This is a genomic window from Stenotrophomonas nematodicola, from assembly GCF_009467805.1.
Taxonomy (GTDB): domain Bacteria; phylum Pseudomonadota; class Gammaproteobacteria; order Xanthomonadales; family Xanthomonadaceae; genus Stenotrophomonas; species Stenotrophomonas nematodicola.
Window position 1 is genome coordinate 1,141,517 of the sequence record NZ_WIAY01000001.1, and the last position, 19,438, is coordinate 1,160,954.

Here is a 19,438-nt window from a genome sequence, read left to right on the forward strand (position 1 = left end):
TGCGATGAGCGACAACGCCCCCCTGATCCATCCCACCGCCGTGGTCGACCCGTCGGCCCGGCTGGCGCCCGATGTCCGCATCGGCGCGTTCAGCCTGATCGGTGCCGATGTCGAGATCGGCGCCGGCACCGAGGTCGGTCCGCACTGCTCCATCCACGGTCCGACCCGGATCGGCCGCAACAACCGTTTCATCGGCCACGCCGCGATCGGCGGCGAGCCGCAGGACAAGAAGTACACGGGCGAACGCACCGAGCTGGTGATCGGCGATGACAACGTCATCCGCGAGTTCGTCACCATCAACCGCGGCACCGCAGGCGGCGGCGGCATCACCACGGTTGGCAACGACAACTGGATGCTGGCCTACACCCACGTGGCGCACGACTGCCATGTCGGGGACCACTGCGTGTTCTCCAACAACACCACGTTGGCCGGCCACGTGACCGTGGGCGACTACGTGATCATCAGCGGCTTCGCCGGTGCCCATCAGTTCTGCCGGATCGGCGCGCATGCGTTCCTGGGAATGGGCGCGTTGACCAATGGCGACGTACCGCCGTTCACGATGGTGGGCAGCGATTCGCTGGGCCGACCGCGTGGCATCAACAGTGAAGGACTGAAGCGCCGCGGTTTCGACGCCGAGCGCATCGCCAGCATCAAGCGCGCCTACCGCACGCTGTATGTGGCCGGCCTGCCGCTGGCCGAAGCCAAGGTGCAGCTGGCCGAACAGGCGCTGCACAGCGCGGACGTGAAGGACCTGCTGGACTTCATCGAGCACGCCGAGAGGCCGCTGCTGCGATGACGGGACCGGGCGGGCCCCTTCCCACCGGCACGACCGCCGAGATCATCGAGCTCGCGGCGGTTGTGGGTGCGCTGGAGACCACCATCGTGGCCACGCCACGCGCATCCGACCGCCCGGTGCGGATCGCACTGGTCGCGGGCGAAGCATCCGGCGACCTGCTCGGTGCCGGCCTGGTCCGCGAACTGCGGCAGCGCTTCCCCAACGCCGAGTTCGCCGGCATCGGCGGCGATGCCATGCGCAGCGCCGGCTGCCAGACCTGGTTCGATGCCAGCGAGCTGGCGGTGATGGGGCTGACCGAAATCCTGCGCCACCTGCCGCGCCTGCTGAAGCTGCGCGGCGAGTTCCGCACGCGTGCGCTGGACTGGCGGCCGGATGTCTTCATCGGCATCGACGCCCCGGACTTCAACCTGGGCGTGGAGCGCTGGCTGAAGGAGCGCGGCATCACCACGGTGCACTACGTGAGCCCGTCGGTGTGGGCCTGGCGCGAGAAGCGGGCCGAGAAGATCGGCGCCAGCGCCGATCTGGTGCTTTGCCTGTTCCCGATGGAGCCGCCGATCTACGCACGGCATGGCATCGATGCGCGCTTCGTCGGTCATCCGATGGCTGACGACATTCCGTTGCAGAGCGACCGCGACGCGGCCCGCATGGCGCTGGGCCTGCCCGCCAACGCCAGCGTGCTGGCCGTGCTGCCGGGCAGCCGCCTGGGCGAGATCGGCAAGCTGGGCGAGGCGTTCTTCGAAGCCGCCTGGCAGGTGTCCGAGCGCATTCCCGGGCTGCATGTGGTGGTTCCGGCCGCCAATCCGGCCTGCCGCCAGCTGATCCAGGAACAGTTGTCGCGCTCGGCGCTGCCGGTGGCGCATTCGCACCTGCTCGATGGGCAGGCACGCGAGGCGATGATTGCCGCCGACGTGGTGGTGCTGGCCTCCGGCACCGCGACACTGGAAACCATGCTGGTCAAGCGCCCGATGGTGGTCGGCTACCGGGTGGCCGAGCTGACCTACCGCATCGTCAAGGCGCTGGGCCTGATCAAGGTCGACCGCTTCGCGTTGCCCAACATCCTGGCCGGCAAGGACCTGGCGCCGGAGCTGATCCAGCACGACTGCGTGCCGGACAAGCTGGCAGCCGCGATTCTGCAGTGGTTCGACCACCCGCAGCGTATCGCCGACCTGCAGGGCACTTACGCGCAACTGCATCTGCAACTGCGCCGTGACGCCTCGGCACGTGCCGCCGAGGCGGTGGCCGAGCTGCTGATGCGCCAGCCGCGCACAGGTGGGGGGGCGTGAGCCGCCGCCACGCTGCGGCCGCCTCGCTGGCGCTGTTCGATGGGGCGGCACTGGCGACAGTCGCACCGCGCTACGTCGCGGGCGTGGACGAAGCAGGGCGCGGCCCGCTTGCCGGTCCGGTCGCGGTGGCGGCCGTCGTGTTCTGCCCGGACCGCCCACGCCTGAACGGCCTGGACGACTCCAAGCAGCTGACGGCGCTCCGCCGCGACGCGCTGTTCGACAGGATCCAGCAACGTGCCCTGGCCTTCCACGTAGTGATGGTGGACGTGGCCGAGATCGACGCGCTCAACATTTACCAGGCCACGATGCTCGGCATGCGCCGCGCGGTCGAAGGCGTGGCGCACGTGGCGCAGTTCGCGCGCATCGACGGCAACGTGGTGCCCAAGGGCCTGCCCTGCCCGGCCCAGGCGCTGGTCGGCGGCGATGCGCTGGACCGCGCGATCATGGCCGCCTCGATCCTGGCCAAGGTCAGCCGCGACCGCTACATGCTGGCGCTGCACGAGCAGCACCCCGAGTACGGCTTCGACCAGCACAAGGGCTACGGCACCCCGGCCCACCTGGCCGCCCTGCGCACGCACGGCCCCTGCCCGCAGCATCGACGCAGCTTCGCGCCGGTTCGGGCGTGTTTCGATGCCGAGCTGGTCGCGGTCCCGGGCTGAGCGCTTCACGGCCGACGCGGAGGCGTGCTGTGCCTCGGACCGGTCGTGCTTTCCGCGAGTGGGAGGTGCCGGGCATGGCTCAGCACGGCGTGGACGGGGCCGGCAACAGCGCGCCAACCTGAACCGTACTGCCCGCACCACCGCCCCTGCCTGACCTGTCAAGCCTTGTTCCGCCTGCCGCCCGCCGCTACCCTGACCGGGCATTACATTGGCCCGGCATGTCCACTTCCCGTTTCGTACATCTCCACATCCACACCGAGTTTTCGCTGGCGGATTCGACCATTCGTGTCCCGGCGAAGCCGGATCAGGCCGACCCGAAGAAGGCCAAGCAGGCCAACCTGCTCAGCCGCGCGGTGGAACTGAAGCTGCCGGCGCTGGCAGTCACCGACCTGAACAACCTGTTCGCGCTGGTCAAGTTCTACAAAGCGGCCGAAACCGTCGGCATCAAGCCGATCGCCGGTGCCGACATCATGATCGCCGAAGAGGGCATGACCCCTTGGCGCATGACCCTGCTTTGCCGCGATCGCGAGGGCTACCTGAGCCTCTCTCGCCTGCTGACCCGCGCCTGGATGGAGGGCCACCGCCCGGAAGGCGGCGTCGCCGTGCACCCGGACTGGCTCAAGGCCGGCTGCCACAACCTGTTCGCCCTGGCCGGCCGCGACAGCCTGGCCGGGCGCCTTGCCGGTGAAGGCCGCCACGACCTCGCCGAGCAGCAGCTCGCCGACTGGCAGCGCGTGTTCGGCGATGGCCTGCACCTGGAACTGACCCGTACCGGGCGCGAGGGCGAGGAAGCGTTCAACCAGTTCGCCCTTCAGGCCGCCGGCCAGCGCGGCCTGCCCGTAGTGGCCAGCAACGACGTGCGCTTCCTGCAGCCGGAGGATTTCAGCGCGCACGAAGCCCGTGTGTGCATCTCCTCCGGCCGCGTGCTCGACGACCCCAAGCGTCCGCGCGACTACAGCGACCAGCAGTACCTCAAGTCCCCCGAGGAGATGTGCGCGCTGTTCGCCGACATCCCCGACGCCATCGACAATACGCTCGCACTTGCGCAGCGCTGCAACGTCGAAATGCGTCTGGGAACCTACTTCCTGCCCAACTACCCGGTGCCGGAAAACGAAACGCTGGACAGCTGGATCTGCAGCGAATCGCGCAAGGGTCTGGACGCGCGGCTGGAGAAGAACCCGCTGGCCGAAGGCAAGACCCGCGCCGATTACGTCGAGCGCCTGGAGTTCGAGCTCGCCACCATCATCAAGATGGGCTTCCCCGGCTACTTCCTGATCGTGGCCGACTTCATCCAGTGGGGCAAGAACCAGGGCATTCCGATCGGCCCCGGCCGTGGTTCCGGTGCCGGCTCGCTGGTCGCCTGGGCGCTGCAGATCACCGACCTCGACCCGATCCCGTACAACCTGCTGTTCGAGCGGTTCCTCAACCCCGAACGCGTGTCGATGCCCGACTTCGATATCGACTTCTGCATGGACCGCCGCGACGAAGTCATCGACTACGTCGCGCGCAAGTACGGCCGCGAGCGGGTCAGCCAGATCATCACCTACGGCACGATGGCCGCCAAGGCGGTGGTGCGCGACTCCGGCCGCGTGCTCGGTTTCCCGTATGGCCTGGTCGATGGCGTTTCCAAGCTGATCCCGAACATCCTGGGCATCTCGCTCAAGGATGCGATGGGCGAAGGCAAAGACCCGGAGATGGCCTCGCCCGAGCTGATCCAGCGCTACCAGTCCGAAGACGATGTGCGCGACCTCATCGACCTGGCCCGCCAGCTCGAGGACCTCACCCGCAACGCCGGCAAGCATGCCGGTGGCGTGGTGATCGCGCCCGAACCGCTGGCCGAGTTCTGCCCGCTGTTCGCCGAACACGACGAAGGCGGCCGTGGCCGCAACCCGGTCACCCAGTTCGACAAGAACGACGTCGAAGAAATCGGCCTGGTGAAGTTCGACTTCCTCGGCCTGCGTACGCTGACCATCATCGACTGGGCGGTCAAGGCGATCAACAAGCGCCATGCCCGTGCCGGCATTCCGCCGGTGGACATCACCGCCCTGCCGCTCGACGACGCCCCGACCTACAAGGACATCTTCGCCAACGGCAATACCGGCGCGGTGTTCCAGTTCGAATCCTCGGGCATGCGCCGCCTGCTGAAGGACGCGCGCCCCGACCGCTTCGAAGACCTGATCGCGCTGGTGTCGCTGTACCGGCCTGGTCCGATGGACCTGATTCCCTCCTTCAACGCGCGAAAGCACGGGCAGGAAGAAATCATCTACCCCGATCCGCGTACCGAAGCCATCCTGAAAGACACCTACGGCATCATGGTGTACCAGGAGCAGGTGATGCAGATGGCGCAGATCGTCGGCGGCTACTCGCTGGGCGGCGCCGACCTGCTGCGCCGTGCAATGGGCAAGAAGGTGCCGGCCGAAATGGCCAAGCACCGCGAGATCTTCCGCGAAGGCGCGGCCAAGGATGGCGTCGGCGAAGCCAAGGCCGACGCGATCTTCGACCTGATGGAGAAGTTCGCCGGCTACGGCTTCAACAAGTCGCATGCGGCCGCCTATGCACTGGTCAGCTACCAGACCGCCTGGCTGAAGCGGCACTACCCCGCCGAGTTCATGGCCGCCACGCTGTCCTCGGACATGGACAACACCGACAAGGTGGTCGGCTTCCTCGCCGAAGTGCGCAACCTCGGCCTGACCGTGCAGCCGCCGCGCGTCAATGAATCGGCGTACATGTTCGAAGCGTCCAGTGCCGACACCATCGTGTACGGCCTGGGGGCGATCAAGGGCGTCGGACAGGGTGCCTGTGAAGCGATCGTGGAAGAACGCCGGCGCGGCGGGCGTTACGCCTCCCTGCTGGATTTCTGCATGCGCATCGAATCGGGCAAGCTCAACCGGCGCACCCTCGAAGCGATGATCAACTGCGGCGCGCTCGACGGACTCGGCAAGAACCGCGCCTCGCTCATGCTGCAGTTGCCGGAGGTGCTCAAGGCCACCGACCAGATGTCGCGCGAAAAGGCCTCCGGCCAGAACTCGCTGTTCGGTGCCCCCGATCCGGTCAGCACCGCACAGCAGCTGGACCTGCCCGAGGCCAAGGAGTGGGCGCTGGGCCAACTGCTCGAGGGCGAACGCGAAACGCTGGGCTTCTACCTCAGCGGCCACCCGTTCGATCCGCATGCCGACGACGTCAAGGAACTGGTCGGCACCGACCTGGGCATGCTGGAGAAACTCATTCCGCCCGCACGCCCGAGCAAGGACGGCGAGAAGCGCGCCTGGCGCCAGGAAACCCCGGTGATCCTCGCCGGCCTGGTGGTCGGCGTCCGGCGCAAGGGCGAAAGCCAGGTGTTCATGCAGCTCGAGGACGGCAAGGGCCGGGTCGAGTGCAGCGCGTTTTCCGATGGCCTGGCCGAGTTCGGCCACCTGATGACCAAGGACCGCATCCTGGTGGTCAAGGGCGGCCTGCGCGAAGACGAATTCAACGGCGGCTACGCCCTGCGCATCCGCCAGTGCTGGGATTTCGAGGACATCTGCGCCAACTACGCCACGCGCCTGTCGCTGCGCCTGGACCTGCGCCAGGGCCGCCCGGTGTGGGCGCGCATCAATGCGCTGCTGGACCGCCATCGTCCGGGCCGCACGCCGCTGCGCCTGGACCTGCTGCTGGACTCCGACCAGGGGCCCATCGCCGGCATGCTCGATGTGGCCGGCGACATCGCCGTGCGCGTGGACAGCCACCTTGTCGACGCGCTCCGCGCCGACCCCGCCGTGCGTACCCTGAAGGTGCGCTACAGCCCGCCGTGGGCGAACTGATCCGCTCCATCCGCACTACAGGTACCTTGTTTTGATCAAACGTTTCACCGTGCTGCTGTGTGCAGCCGTTGCCATCGCCGGCTGTTCCAGTCCCGCCCAGACCTTCGTGATCGACAACCCGCGCGATACCCCGCTGATCGTGCGCATCGACGGCAACGAACTGCCGATCGCCGCGCACGCCTCCCGCCCGGTCAACCTCACGCCCGGCGAGCATCACCTGCAGAGCGCGCCGCTGGGCGATGTGCGCTTCATCGTGTACGCACGCGGCAAGGGCGGACTGATCAACCCCACCTTGGCCGAGTACGTGATCGCGCAGGAGGTCTACGTCACCGGCGAAAGCAAGCTCGCCAACTTCGGCCGCATCGACCACCGCATCGAGCTGGGCGGCGTCCCCTTCGAGGGCCCCTACCAGAAGACCCACGACCTGTTCATCGACAGGACCTGGACCTTCGACGTGCGCGAGCCCTTCCCGGACGTGCAGACCGTGGCCCACGTGGACGAGAGCGGTGGCCGCATCAACACCAAGATCTTCACCGCCCCGGACTTCATCGCCTACGTGGACCCGTCCGGTGCCTACCTGCGCGCGCAGCCCGCCGGCTACGTCGCGCCGCATTACGCGCCGGAAGCCGCACCGGCCGCCCTGCCGCCGCTGGACCCGGTCTTCGAGGCCCATGCCGGCCCGCTCCGCGAGCTGTACACACGCTACCTGCACGCCACCACCGCCGATGCCCAGCTGCAGCTGCAGCAGGAGGCCCACCAGGCGCAGATGGCCTTCACCGCCGCGACCGCCTCGCTGGGGTCCGCCCTGCCGGTGGAGGCCCATGAGGCGTACAACACCTTCGTGGAGACCCGCAGCCGACTGATGGGCAGCGCCGCGCTGGTCGTTCCCTGAGACCGGCCACGGCTGGCGCGCCCCGCCCCGCTGCGCTACCGTCGCCTTTCCAGACGACGGCGTACGGGGCTTTTCGGCGCATTCGGCTACACTTTCCCTCTTTTCTTCACGACGGCTTCCGATGAATCCGAACTACCTCGACTTCGAGCAACCCATCGCTGATCTGGAAGCGAAGATCCAGGAACTGCGCAGCGCCAGCGCCGGTCCTGCGGTCAATGTCGAGGCCGAAGTGCACGCCCTGCAGGACAAGCTGCGGGTGCGCACCGCGCAGATCTTCCGCAATCTGACCTCGTGGCAGATCCTGCAGCTGGCCCGTCACCCCTCGCGCCCCTACACCGCCGACTACATCCGCATCATCTGCGATGAGTTCCAGGAGCTGGCCGGCGACCGCGCCTTCGCCGACGACAAGGCCATCATCGGCGGCCTGGCCCGCATCGGTGGGCGTTCGGTGATGCTGATCGGGCACCAGAAAGGCCGCGACACCAAGGAAAAGATCAAGCGCAACTTCGGCATGCCCAAGCCGGAGGGCTACCGCAAGGCCCTGCGCCTGATGAAGATGGCCGAGCGTTTCGGCCTGCCGGTACTGACTCTGATCGATACCGCCGGCGCCTGGCCGGGCATCGATGCCGAATCGCGCGGCCAGTCCGAGGCGATCGCCCGCAACCTGATGGAAATGGCTGAACTGAAGGTCCCGGTGATCTGCACCGTGATCGGTGAAGGCGGCTCCGGTGGCGCGCTGGCGCTGGGTGTCGGTGACCGCACCGTGATGCTGGAGTACAGCGTGTACTCCACGATCAGCCCGGAAGGGTGTGCCTCGATCCTGTGGAAGGACGCCGGCAAGGCCAAGGACGCCGCCGAACAGCTCGGCCTGACCGCCTCGCGCCTGAAGGGCCTGGGCCTGGTCGACAAGGTGGTGCGCGAGCCCACCGGCGGCGCCCACCGCAACCCGACCCAGATGGCCAGGCGCCTGAAGGCCGTGCTGCTCAACGAGCTGGATCAGCTGGAGAGGCTCTCCACCGGCGACCTGCTGCAGAAGCGCTACGAGCGCCTGCGCAGTTACGGCGCGTACGAAGCGGCCTGATCGGCGGCAAGGAACGCAAAAAAAGCCGGGCGCGCAGGCGTCCGGCTTTTTTCATGCAGCGCACCGGCACGCGGGCCGATGCGCTGGCCGGTTCAGAACGGCTTGGCCAGCACCAGCCACACCACCGCGATGAACAGCACCAGCGGCAGCTCGTTGAACCAGCGCAGCGCGCGCGAGGACGGCAACTCCCTGCCCTTCACCGATGCCTTCAGCAGTCGCCCGGTCCACGTGTAGTAGCCCAGCAGCAGCACCACCAGCCCCAGCTTGGCATGCAGCCAGCCGGACGCGCCGGGCGGCGCCATCGTCGGGAAATCCGGAATCACCCTGTAGCCCAGCCAGAGCACCAGGCCCAGCAGCAGCGCGAGGCCGAACATCATGTGGCCGAACCGATACAGGCGCAGGCCCATCAACTGCAGGCGCTCGGTCACCGGCAGCTGGCCGGCGGTCTCACTGATGTTGACCAGGATGCGCGGCAGGTAGAACACCGCCGCCATCCACGCCACCACGAACAGCAGATGGAAGGTCTTGACCCAGAGATACATGTGCTCGCTCCATCGGCTGGCGCAGAAAGTGACCCATTTTCACCGATTCACCCCGGCCGCGCATGCGCGACGGTTTGACGCAGTACGATGGCGTCCGTTTCTTCTGTTGCCCGCCTCTTTCATGCACAAGATCTACGACCAGGCCTATTTCCAGCGCTGGTACCAACCCGACCAGACGGGCGGCCCCGCGCGCCTGGCGCGCAAAGTGGCCCTGGCCGTGGCCAGCGCCGAGTACTACCTGGAACGCCCGATCCGCAGCGTGCTGGACATCGGCTGCGGCGAGGGCGCCTGGCGCGCGCCGCTGCTCAAGCTGCGTCCGCGCGTGCAGTACCTCGGCTTCGACAGCAGCGAATACGCCGTGCACCGCTACGGGCGCAGCCGCAATCTGCACCTGGCCCGGGTGGGTGACTTCGCCTGGCTGCGCCCGTGTGCGCCGGTGGACCTGCTGGTGTGCTCGGACGTGATGCATTACGTGCCCAGCCGCGAACTGCGCCCCGCGCTGGCCGGGTTTGCCGAGCTGACCGGCGGCATCGCGTTCCTGGAGGCGTTCAGCGCCGATGATGCGTTCGAGGGCGACCACGAGGGCTTCCAGCCACGCCCGGCGCGCTGGTACCGAAGCCAGCTCAGGACGGTCGGCTTCACCGCGCTCGGGTCGCACTGCTGGCTCTCACCGGCACTGGCCGGCCACGCGGCGGCGCTGGAACGCGCAGCGCCCTGATCGCAGCGTCAAATGAGACGCTCCCCCGCATTAACGCACCCGGCCGACGGGTGCGCTATGCTGCGCGGCAACATAAGACCATACATATTCGGACGTCATGCTTTATCAGCTGCATGAATTGACCCGCAACATGCTCGCCCCCTGGGTGCACCAGGCCCAGGCCAACGCGAAGTTCTTCGCCAATCAGGGACACTGGTGGTCGCAGATGCCGGGCGCCGATCGTCTGGCGGCGGTGAACGAGCTGTTCCATCGCATCGGCAAGGATTACGAGAAGCCCGAATGGGGCATCAACGAAATCGACGTCGATGGCGAGCGCGTGCCGATCGTGGTCCACGAAGAAATCAGCAAGCCGTTCTGCAAGCTGCTGCGCTTCAAGCGCCACAGCAACGAAGCGGACCAGCTCAACACCATGCTCAACCAGCCGTTCGTGCTGGTGGTGGCGCCGCTGTCCGGCCACCACGCCACGCTGCTGCGCGACACCGTGCGCACGCTGCTGCGCGACCACCGCGTGTATGTCACCGACTGGGTGGACGCGCGCATGGTGCCCGGCAGCGAAGGCGAGTTCGGGCTGGAGGACTACATCGCCTACGTGCAGGAGTTCATCCGCCATCTGGGCGGTGACACGCTGCACGTGGTGAGCGTGTGCCAGCCGACCGTACCGGTGCTGGCGGCGGTCTCCCTGATGGCCAGCCGTGGCGAACCCACCCCGCGTTCGCTGGTGATGATGGGCGGCCCGATCGATGCACGCTGCAGCCCCACCGCGGTGAACAACCTGGCCACGCAGAACCCGCTGTCGTGGTTCGAGAACAACGTCATCCACACCGTACCGGCCACCTACCCCGGTGCCGGCCGCCGTGTGTATCCGGGCTTCCTGCAGCATGCCGGGTTCCTGTCGATGAACCCGAGCCGGCACTTCAGTTCACACTGGGATTTCTATGCCGACCTGGTCAAGGGCGACATGGAGGATGCCGACGCGCACCGCCGCTTCTACGACGAGTACAACGCCGTGCTGGACATGCCGGCCAAGTACTACCTCGATACGATCCGCGTGGTGTTCCAGGAGTTCCTGCTGCCGCGCGGCGAGTGGTACGTGCAGGGTGAGCGCGTGGACCCCGCCGCGATCACCGGTACCGCGCTGCTGAGCATCGAGGGCGAGCTGGACGATATCGCCGGCCTCGGCCAGACCGAAGCGGCGCAGGCGCTGTGCACCGGCATCCCGGCCGGGCGCCGCGAACACTTCATCGTCGAAGGCGCAGGCCATTACGGCATCTTCAGCGGCCGCCGCTGGCGCGAGACGGTGTACCCGAAAGTGCGCGATTTCTTCGCCGCTGCCAACGCGCAGGCCGCCGGCGCCAAGCCGAAGAAGACGGCCAAGGCCGCCAGCAACGTCACTCCGATCCGAAAGAAGGCGGGGTGACGCGGACGGAGCCGGCGGCGGGCCGGCTCCGTTCTGTCGCCGTCTGGCGCCGGCCAGCGGCCGGCGCCGCGGTTACAGGCGGACCAGCAGGTGCTTGGCGAGCTGGCCGTGCAGATGGCCGATACCGCGCGCCAGGTGCATGGTCAGGAACAGCAGCAGGATGCCGACCACGGCCAGCAGCGGCGTGGCCCAGATCGACAGCATCTGGTCGCCATCAAGGTATATGCCCGGCAGCGCACCGGTGAACAGCGCCGCCACCGGCGCCCAGATGAAGCCCAACGACACCGACAGCAGGGTGATGGCGATGGTGAAGTAGAGGATGCCCAGCGGCAGCATCAGGACGAAGTACAGCAGGGTCAGCCAGGTGCGCCCGTCGGTGAACATGTCGCCGATCCGCTGCAGCCAGCTGCGGCTGCGGTCGGAATAGGTCGGCCGCCGTGGCATGCGCTCGCCGAGCAGGGCTTCCACCAGCCGGCCTTCCAGCAGCGACAACCCGCGCACCGAGCCGAAGAACAGCACCGTGAGCGGAATGCCGATGATCAGGATCAGCAAGCCCAGCGACAGTGACAACCCGGTGATCACCCACGTAAAGAAGAAGATGCCGGTCGCCAGCGACAGCAGCATGTAGAACAGGGCGCCGTAAGTACGCGCGTCCAGCGCCACGCCGAAGAAGCGCGCCAGCAGCGAGCGCGGCTTGGCCGGTGCGTGCGGCGGCGGCACGGCCGTCGCGGCCGTCGCGGCCGTATCACCCGCCACACCGGCGGCGCCCCCAACCGCAACCACCGGGGCCCGCCGCACCGGCCCCGCACCGGCACTGGGCGTGCGCAGCGCGCGGTTCACGGTGATCTCGGTTTCGCGGTAGATCTCGGCCACTTCGTCCGGCGCACCGTAGCTGCCGGCCACGTCGGCGATGACCTCGGCCTCGCTGCGGCCCGGCTGGGCAGCCAGCTCCGAGCGCAGGTACTCCTCGGCGTCGTACAGCGCGTCCTGCACCATCGCCGGATCGGCATCGTGCAGCGCGCCACGCAGTTGCGCCAGGTACTGCGGGATGGTGGTGGGCAGGCTGCTGCCTGCCGTGGTCGGGTCGTTCATTGCAGTACCCCCTCCAACACGGAATCGACGGAATCGCGGGTGGCGCGCCAGGCCTGGATCCACTGCTCCAGTACCTGGTGGCCACGTTCATTGATGCGGTAGTAGCGTCGCGGCGGACCGGCCATCGACGGTTCGACATGGCTTTCCAGCAACCCGGCCCCTTCCAGGTTGCGCAGGACGGGATACAGCGCGCTCTGCTTGCCGCTCAATACCCCCTCGCCCACCCGTTCCAGCTCCTTGGCGATGAGGTAGCCGTAGAGCGGCTCGCCGGCCTTGGCCAGCACCGCCAGCAACGCCAGCGACACCGTGCCGGCACTGAGCTCTTTCTGGAACTTCTTCAGCGGGGCATCGAGATCGCTCATGGCTGTCTCCAACTAGCGTGGAGTCAACACTAGTGCGAAGTGAGCTATAGCGAACGTGCCGTTAGTCACCGTGCCTGGCGTCAGGGGCGCCGCTGGCGGCGATGGGCGCGCTTCGCGCACAATCGGCCGACACTTTCTGAACGGGTCCGCCATGTCGCCACTTCGTCCTGCCCTGCTCGCCTTCGCCCTGGCCTGCGCGCTGCCTTTCATTGCGTCGGCGGCCTCGCCCTACCGCAGCCCGCAGCAGATCCTGGCGGCCTCGCCGGACAGCGACTGGCGCACCCCGGACCCGGCCAACCTGCTGTACATGAACCTGGACGGCGGCCGGGTCATCATCGAACTGGCACCGGCGTTCGCGCCGGCGCATGTGGCCAATATCCAGACCCTCGCCCGTGAGCACTTCTGGGACGGCGAGAGCATCTACCGGGCACAGGACAATTTCGTGGTGCAGTTCGGCGATGCCGATGCCGACGAGGTGGCCAAAGCGAAACCGCTGGGGTCGGCCAAGCGCAGGCTGCCGGCCGAGTTCCAGCGCGACAGCAAGGGCCTGAAGGTGACCGTGCTGCCCGATCGTGACGGCTGGGCCGACCGCACCGGTTTCGTCGATGGCTTCGCGGTGGGTCAGGACGCGCAGGACGGCAAGACCTGGCTGGCGCACTGCTACGGGGCGCTCGGCGCCGGCCGCAGCAACGAGGAAGACAGCAGCATCGGGGCGGAACTGTACGTGGTGACCGGGCAGTCGCCGCGTCAGCTGGACCGCAACATCACGCTGGTGGGCCGCGTACTGCAGGGCATGGAACTGCTCAGCGCCCTGCCGCGCGGGCCGGCGCCGATGGGGTTCTACGCCGATGCCGCGCAGCGCACACCGATCCGCTCGATCCAGCGCGCCAGCGATGTGCCGGCGGCGGAACGGCCGGCGCTGCAGGTGCTGCGCACCGATTCGAAGACGTTCGCCGATACGGTCGAGGCGCGCCGCAACCGGGTGGACGACTTCTACAAGCGGCCGGCCGGCCACATCGACCTGTGCAACATTCCGGTGCCGGTGCGGTAACGGCGGCGTCGCCTATCGCTTCTGCGAGGCTGCCACGCTGCCGAGGATCAATGCGCCGGCGACCACCATCGCCCAGGTCACCGGCTCGCCCAGGAACAGCCACGCAAACAGCGCCCCGAACATCGGTACAAGGTAGGTCACTGTGGACGCACGCGCCGGGCCGATGCGTGCGATGAGGCGATAGAACATCAGGAACGCCAGGCCGGTGCAGACCACGCCGAGGGCGATCGCGCAGGCCCAGGCCAGCACCGGAATCGGGGCGGAGGGCCAATGGGTGAGTGCCATCGGCAGCAGCAGGATCGCCGCGCAGCCCAGCGTGGCACCGGCCGAGGCCGCCGGCGGCAGGCCGGTCATGTGGCGCTTGACCAGGTTGACGCCCAGCCCGTACAGCAGCGCGGCCAAGGCGCCAGCGACCACTGCCGCGCCGATGCTCAGGCCGGACACCTTGGCGGTCGCCAGCACCACCACACCGGCGAAGCCGACCAGCAGGGCGATCGCGCGGCGCATGCCGATCTTCTCGCCGAAGAACAGGAAGGCGATCAGCGCGGCGAACAGCACCGTCATTGCATTGCAGATCGCACCGATCGCGGCCGGCGCCCGTTGTGCGGCCCAGGCGAACAGCACGAACGGGATCGCCGAATTGATCAGGCCGATCGGGGCCAGCCACAGCCAGCGCCGCGCCGGAAACCGCGCGCGTGCCTGCCAGAGGAACGGCAGCAGCACGAGCGCACCCAGCAGCAGCCGCACCTCCACCAGGGCGTAGGGCCCGAACGACGGCACCGCCACACGCATGAACAGGAACGAACAGCCCCAGATCGCGCCCAGCACGGTCAGTTCGAGCGGGGTTCGCCAGTCGCGCTCGATCACGCCGCTGGCCAGCGGTGCGCCGCTCATGGCCGGCTCCCCGACCACAGGCAGATACGTGGCTGGACAAGGATGGCGGACGGCAGCATGGGATCGACTCCGGGGGACAGGCGCACAGCATCCGCCTACCGGTACAGGCCGACAAGCGCGTAGTATCCGGGCAAGCCACAAATCTGATTTGGGTCTCGACCATGATTCTCCGGCCTGCCCTGCTGCCCGCACTGGGAGTGTTCGCGGTCGCCGCGCGCCACCAGAATTTCGCCCACGCCGCCCAGGAGCTGCATCTCACCGCCAGTGCGGTGAGCCATCACGTGCGCAAACTGGAAGACCTGCTCGGCACGGTGCTGTTCCAGCGCCACGCACGCGGCGTGCGGCTCACCGTGGAAGGTCGGCAACTGGCCGATGCGGCGGCCGCAGCGCTGAGTGACCTCAATGCGGTAGCCGGCAACCTGCACCCGCAGGCGGACACCGTGCCGCTGCGCATCACCACCATCCGCTCGCTGTCCTACTGCTGGCTGGTGCCACGGCTGCCGCGTTTCACCCGCCAGCACCCGCGCATGCGCATCGAACTGCAGACCAGCACCGAACTGGTGCGGTTCGACGAGAACGGACCGGAGCTGGGCATCCGCTACGGGCTGGGCCAGTGGCCAGGCCTGCGCGCGCACCACCTGATGGACGACGAACTGTGCCCGGTCGCGTCGCCGGCGCTGGCCGGAGTCGCGGCACTGCGCGAGCCGGCCCAGATCGCCAGCCTGCCGCTGATCAGCGACATGTCGCCGCAGGGCTGGCGTGACTGGTTCCGTGCGGCCGGGGTGCGCGGTCTGGACCTGCCATCGCTGCACACCTTCAGCGACAGCACCGATGCGATGCGCGCGGCGGTCTACGGCATCGGCGCGGTGCTGGCGCGCAAGCACATCGCCCAGCCGTACCTGCAGCGCTATGAACTGGTGCGACTGCCCGGCCCGGCGCTGAAGGCGCGCTACGCCTACTACGTGGTCCATGCAGAACACCGCCCGCTCAGCCCGACCGCGCTGGCGTTCATGGACTGGCTGCGGCGCGAGGCGCTGGACGAACGCACACCGGTGCCGGCGCTGCCGGAAGAACTGCTGGGCCTGCCTGCCGACGCGGACTAGCGCGCCCGGTCGTCACCCCTTCTTGTCCATCGCGCCGCTAGGCTGAAGTCCCTTTCCCCCAAGGCGAACTCATGGCCCTGTTGCGACTTCGAATCACCGGCAGCGAAGACGATGCGCGTGCCATCACCGACCTGCTGCAGAGCATCGAGGGCATCGAACATGTGGAAGAAACCGACGATCTGATGCCGCACATGGATGACGACGATTCCAGCTCGGCGGGTCTGTCCGACGACATCGGGCCGGGTATCCACGAACTGGAAGTGGAAGTCGGCAACGACTACACGGCCCAGCGCGTGCGCGATGCGGTGCAGGAGCTGGCGCTGGAACTGGACGTGTTCGTCGAGTACGAGCGCGACGAAGGCTGATCTGCGCGCGGAGCCGGCTCACACCGGCTCCGCCGCGCTCTGCTCAGTGCGTCGCCTGCAGGCGGCGCTGACGACGACGCCACAGCTTCAGGCCGATCCACACGAATACCGACAGCACCACCGCCACCGGCAGCAGCGCCGCCACGGCGCGGATGACGAACGCGACGCTGGCGGTGAGAATCGCACCGGACTCGCGCAGCGCTTCGCCGATTTCGCTGCGGCTGCGCTGCCCTGACGGGGTATGGAACTGCAGGGTGACCAGCTGCGTGTCGATCCGTCGGCGCTGCTGCGCGGCATCCTTGTTGGCCTGCTCGACGCCCGCTTCGATCTCCGCCAGCCGCTGGCTCACCACCAACAGATCGGCCGTGGTGATGGTCCTGCTGTCCTGATAGGCCAGCAGGCGCGCATGCTCCTTCTCCAGCCTGGCCTTGGTCAGCGCTGTATCGGCCACCTGCTGCGCCAGATCCTCCGCATGGGTGTTGCGCGAGGACACCTCGCCGCCCTGCCCGGCCAGGCCGATGATCGGCTCCACGCCCTTGGGCGCGATGCGCACGCGGATCGAGCCGGTTGGATACTCGCCACCCTGCTGGCCCACCTGCAGCACCGCGCAGTCCCCGAAGCGGGCGGACTGGCAGGCGTCGGCGATCTGCTTGACGCGCGGGCCGATCTGCGCGGCATCCAGGCGGATGTCCAGATCATGCTCGTAGGCCAGTGCAGCGCCTTCGGGCGATGCCACCGCGCCGGCGCCACCACCGCTGTCGGCGGCCATCTCGGTCTTGCTGCAGCCGCTCGCGGTGAGCAGCAGCATCCCTGCAAGGGCACCGGCAAGGTGCCACGTCATCCGTTTCATTACTGGCTTGCTCCATCGAATCGCGTGATCGTGAGCCCGCCCAGGTCGACCCCGGGCAGGCAACATGCATTCACCTTCACCATCGCCGGGCCGCTGCACGGGTCGATGCCCTCGCTGAACGGGGCGGTGCCGCAGGTGTGGTGGTGCCGGAAAGCATCATGGTAATCCAATGGCACGGGGACAAAGACCGCCGGCGGGCCTATCCTCGGGGATTGTCCCCAGTACAGGATCCACGATGCGCCAGCATCTCCTTGCCCTCGCCCTGGTCGCCGCCCTCGGCGGCTGCCAGCAGGCCGACGCTCCGCCGGCCGCCAACGACGCCCCGGCTGCCGCGGCCAGCGCCAGTGACGCCGCCGTCGACACCGCCTTCGCCGACCTGTCCAAGCGCGCGCTCGATACGTGGATGCAGCTGTCGCCGATCAGCGCCACCCAGATCGGCGACCATCGCTACGACAGCGAGATCGACGATCTGAGCGCGGCTGGCCAGCAGAAGATGCTGACCGCGTACAAGGGCCTGGTCGCCGACCTGGACCGCATCGACGTGAGCAAGCTGTCGCGCGAGAACCAGGTGGATGCGGCGATCCTGCGCAATCAGCTGCAGTCGGATATCTGGAACGCCGAGGTGCTGCAGTCGTCCAGGTGGGACCCGCAGGTCTACAACGGCCTGGCCGGCAGTGCCATCTACAGCCTGATGGCGCGCGAGTTCGCGCCATTGCCGGAGCGGCTGAAGTCCGCCACCGCGCGTATGGAAAAGCTGCCGGCGATCTTCGCCCAGGCGCGTGAGAACCTGGACCCGGCACGCGTGCCGAAGATCCATGCCGAGACGGTCGCCAAGCAGAACCGCGGCATCCTCAGCATCGTCGATTCGTTCATCGTGCCGCATATGGGCGAGCTGCCGGCCGAGGACCAGAAGCGCCTGCAGGCTGCCATCGAAGGCCTGAAGAAGGCGGTGGACGAGCAGCAGACCTGGCTGGACAAGACCCTGGTGCCCAACGCCAAGGGCGACTTCCGCATCGGCGCGGATCTGTACGACCAGAAGCTGAAGTTCGCGCTGAATTCGTCGCTGTCGCGCGCGGAGATCGGTGAGCGCGCGCGGGCCGAGCTCAAGCGCGTGCGCCAGGACATGTACGGCATCGCGCAGACCGTGCTCAAGGATACGGCCGGCGCGCCGGCGCTGCCGGCCAACCCGACCGACGCGCAGCAGCAGGCGGCGATCGAGGCGGCGCTGGAACTGGCCTACGCCGACAAGCCGGCGCGCGACAAAGTGGTGGACGATGCCAAGGCCGCGCTGGCGCAGTCCACCGAGTTCGTCCGCAAACACGACCTGATGACGTTGCCCGACTCGCCGGTGGACATCATTCTGATGCCGGAGTTCCAGCGCGGCGTGGCGGTGGCGTACTGCGATTCGCCGGGTCCGCTGGACAAGAACCTGAAGACGTTCTACGCGGTCTCGCCGATTCCGGACGACTGGAGCGACGCGCAGGTGGACTCGTTCCTGCGCGAATACAACAGCCGCATGATCCACCTGCTGAGCATCCACGAAGGCACGCCGGGCCATTACCTGGAAGGCTGGCACTCGGGCAAGTTCCCCTCGACCCTGCGCGCGGTGCTGCGTTCGGGCCTGTTCGCCGAAGGCTGGGCGGTGTACACCGAGCGGATGATGCAGGAGCAGGGCTACCTGGACAACGACCCGCTGTTCCATCTGGTGCAGCTGAAGTTCTACCTGCGCACCATTTCCAACGCGATCCTGGACCAAGGCGTGCACGTGGACAACTGGACCCGCGAGCAGGCCATGCACCTGATGACCCACGACGCGTTCCAGCAGGAAAGCGAAGCCTCGGGCAAGTGGGTGCGCGCGCAGTTGACCTCGGCGCAGCTGCCGACCTACTTCGTCGGCGCGCAGGAGCACTTCGACACGCGCAAGGCGGTGCAGGAGAAGCAGGGCGACAAGTTCAACCTGAAGGCCTACCACGACCAGATGCTGTCCTACGGCGCCCCGCCGGTGCGCTTCGCGCGCCAGCTGATGCTGGACCAGCCGATCGAGTAACCGGTCGACAGCGTGATCTGTGGGTGCCGGCCGCTGGTCGGCACGCAAGCCAAACGGCCCGGTGCGAACCGGGCCGTTTGTGTTTGCGGTTTTCTTCTGTGAAGCAGAGCAGCGTCTTCTCTGTTCCCGTGTGAGGAGGGCCGTCAGCCCTGTCCGGGACACGCCGTGAACCCATCCCTGGGGGCTCGTAGAAAACATCCATGTTTTCTACGGTCCCGTACAGGGCTGACGACCCTCCTCCGATAGGTTCACGTGTGCGGCCTGCAATGACTGCAACGACTGCCGACGCTGTTCGGCACGCAAGGCAAACGGCCCGGTGCGAACCGGGCCGTTTGTGTTTGCGGTTGTTCTTCTGTGAAGCAGAGCAGCGCCTCGCTTGTTCCTGCGTGAGGAGGACCGTCAGCCCTGTCCGGGACACGCCGTGAACCCATCCTTGGGGGCTCGTAGAAAACATCCATGTTTTCTACGGTCCCGGACAGGGCTGAC

The 19,438-nt window shown here is 67.7% G+C and carries 17 protein-coding genes; 12 read left to right on the forward strand and 5 right to left on the reverse strand.

Annotated elements, in window-relative coordinates; genetic code table 11:
- Positions 1–4 precede the first annotated feature (4 nt).
- The 6 genes from lpxA (at position 5) to GDJ08_RS05405 (ending at position 8,511) form a co-directional block, all read left to right on the forward strand.
- Positions 5–796, forward strand: coding sequence for an acyl-ACP--UDP-N-acetylglucosamine O-acyltransferase (gene lpxA, locus GDJ08_RS05380; protein WP_017355318.1), 792 nt, complete (start codon positions 5–7; stop codon positions 794–796).
- Complete coding sequence (gene lpxB / locus GDJ08_RS05385) at positions 793–2,079, forward strand: lipid-A-disaccharide synthase (RefSeq protein WP_153164426.1); 1,287 nt, start codon at positions 793–795, stop codon at positions 2,077–2,079. Before lpxA ends, lpxB begins: the two co-directional genes overlap by 4 nt.
- On the forward strand, positions 2,076–2,738 hold the full coding sequence (locus tag GDJ08_RS05390) for a ribonuclease HII (protein ID WP_153164427.1): 663 nt from the start codon (positions 2,076–2,078) through the stop codon (positions 2,736–2,738). Before lpxB ends, GDJ08_RS05390 begins: the two co-directional genes overlap by 4 nt.
- A gap of 218 nt (positions 2,739–2,956) precedes the next feature.
- Entirely contained in the window at positions 2,957–6,538 is a 3,582-nt protein-coding gene (gene dnaE, locus GDJ08_RS05395) for a DNA polymerase III subunit alpha (RefSeq protein ID WP_153164428.1), read from the forward strand.
- Positions 6,539–6,569: 31 nt separating this feature from the next.
- Positions 6,570–7,430 (forward strand): hypothetical protein, encoded by an 861-nt coding sequence (locus GDJ08_RS05400; protein ID WP_153164429.1) that lies wholly within the window; start codon positions 6,570–6,572, stop codon positions 7,428–7,430.
- A gap of 121 nt (positions 7,431–7,551) precedes the next feature.
- Positions 7,552–8,511 carry an acetyl-CoA carboxylase carboxyltransferase subunit alpha gene (locus GDJ08_RS05405; RefSeq protein ID WP_136004269.1) on the forward strand — a complete coding sequence of 320 codons (960 nt, stop codon included), beginning with the start codon at positions 7,552–7,554 and terminating at the stop codon, positions 8,509–8,511.
- A gap of 92 nt (positions 8,512–8,603) precedes the next feature.
- On the opposite strand, the gene GDJ08_RS05410 is transcribed toward GDJ08_RS05405, so the two are convergent.
- Positions 8,604–9,053: a CopD family protein gene (locus tag GDJ08_RS05410; RefSeq protein ID WP_136004271.1), complete on the reverse strand. Its 450-nt coding sequence runs from the start codon at positions 9,051–9,053 to the stop codon at positions 8,604–8,606.
- Positions 9,054–9,174: 121 nt separating this feature from the next.
- Between GDJ08_RS05410 and GDJ08_RS05415 the strand changes: the two genes are divergently transcribed.
- Positions 9,175–9,771, forward strand: a complete 597-nt coding sequence (locus tag GDJ08_RS05415) for a class I SAM-dependent DNA methyltransferase (RefSeq protein ID WP_136004273.1) — start codon at positions 9,175–9,177, stop codon at positions 9,769–9,771.
- A gap of 97 nt (positions 9,772–9,868) precedes the next feature.
- On the forward strand, positions 9,869–11,188 hold the full coding sequence (locus GDJ08_RS05420; RefSeq protein ID WP_136004275.1) for a polyhydroxyalkanoate depolymerase: 1,320 nt from the start codon (positions 9,869–9,871) through the stop codon (positions 11,186–11,188).
- 72 nt (positions 11,189–11,260) lie between these two features.
- On the opposite strand, the gene GDJ08_RS05425 is transcribed toward GDJ08_RS05420, so the two are convergent.
- Both GDJ08_RS05425 and GDJ08_RS05430 read right to left on the reverse strand, forming a co-directional pair.
- Positions 11,261–12,280 (reverse strand): sensor domain-containing protein, encoded by a 1,020-nt coding sequence (locus GDJ08_RS05425; RefSeq protein WP_153164430.1) that lies wholly within the window; start codon positions 12,278–12,280, stop codon positions 11,261–11,263.
- Positions 12,277–12,642: a PadR family transcriptional regulator gene (locus tag GDJ08_RS05430; RefSeq protein WP_017355577.1), complete on the reverse strand. Its 366-nt coding sequence runs from the start codon at positions 12,640–12,642 to the stop codon at positions 12,277–12,279. The genes GDJ08_RS05425 and GDJ08_RS05430 overlap by 4 nt, the downstream gene beginning before the upstream one ends.
- Before the next feature lie 151 nt (positions 12,643–12,793).
- On the opposite strand from GDJ08_RS05430, the gene GDJ08_RS05435 reads away from it, so the two are divergent.
- Complete coding sequence (locus GDJ08_RS05435; protein ID WP_153164431.1) at positions 12,794–13,693, forward strand: peptidylprolyl isomerase; 900 nt, start codon at positions 12,794–12,796, stop codon at positions 13,691–13,693.
- A 12-nt stretch (positions 13,694–13,705) separates the two neighbouring features.
- On the opposite strand, the gene GDJ08_RS05440 is transcribed toward GDJ08_RS05435, so the two are convergent.
- Positions 13,706–14,587 carry a DMT family transporter gene (locus GDJ08_RS05440; RefSeq protein ID WP_136004281.1) on the reverse strand — a complete coding sequence of 294 codons (882 nt, stop codon included), beginning with the start codon at positions 14,585–14,587 and terminating at the stop codon, positions 13,706–13,708.
- A gap of 161 nt (positions 14,588–14,748) precedes the next feature.
- Here GDJ08_RS05440 and GDJ08_RS05445 point away from each other — a divergent pair, with 161 nt between their 5' ends.
- Both GDJ08_RS05445 and GDJ08_RS05450 read left to right on the forward strand, forming a co-directional pair.
- The gene (locus tag GDJ08_RS05445; protein WP_153164432.1) at positions 14,749–15,690 is read left to right on the forward strand and encodes a LysR substrate-binding domain-containing protein; all 942 of its coding nucleotides are present in this window, start codon (positions 14,749–14,751) and stop codon (positions 15,688–15,690) included.
- Positions 15,691–15,761: 71 nt separating this feature from the next.
- Positions 15,762–16,055 (forward strand): hypothetical protein, encoded by a 294-nt coding sequence (locus tag GDJ08_RS05450; protein ID WP_017355573.1) that lies wholly within the window; start codon positions 15,762–15,764, stop codon positions 16,053–16,055.
- Positions 16,056–16,098: 43 nt separating this feature from the next.
- Here GDJ08_RS05450 and GDJ08_RS05455 read toward each other — a convergent pair whose 3' ends face one another.
- Positions 16,099–16,905: a DUF4349 domain-containing protein gene (locus GDJ08_RS05455; protein ID WP_423670159.1), complete on the reverse strand. Its 807-nt coding sequence runs from the start codon at positions 16,903–16,905 to the stop codon at positions 16,099–16,101.
- A 235-nt stretch (positions 16,906–17,140) separates the two neighbouring features.
- Between GDJ08_RS05455 and GDJ08_RS05460 the strand changes: the two genes are divergently transcribed.
- Positions 17,141–18,952, forward strand: a complete 1,812-nt coding sequence (locus GDJ08_RS05460; RefSeq protein ID WP_153164433.1) for a DUF885 domain-containing protein — start codon at positions 17,141–17,143, stop codon at positions 18,950–18,952.
- Positions 18,953–19,438: the final 486 nt, after the last annotated feature.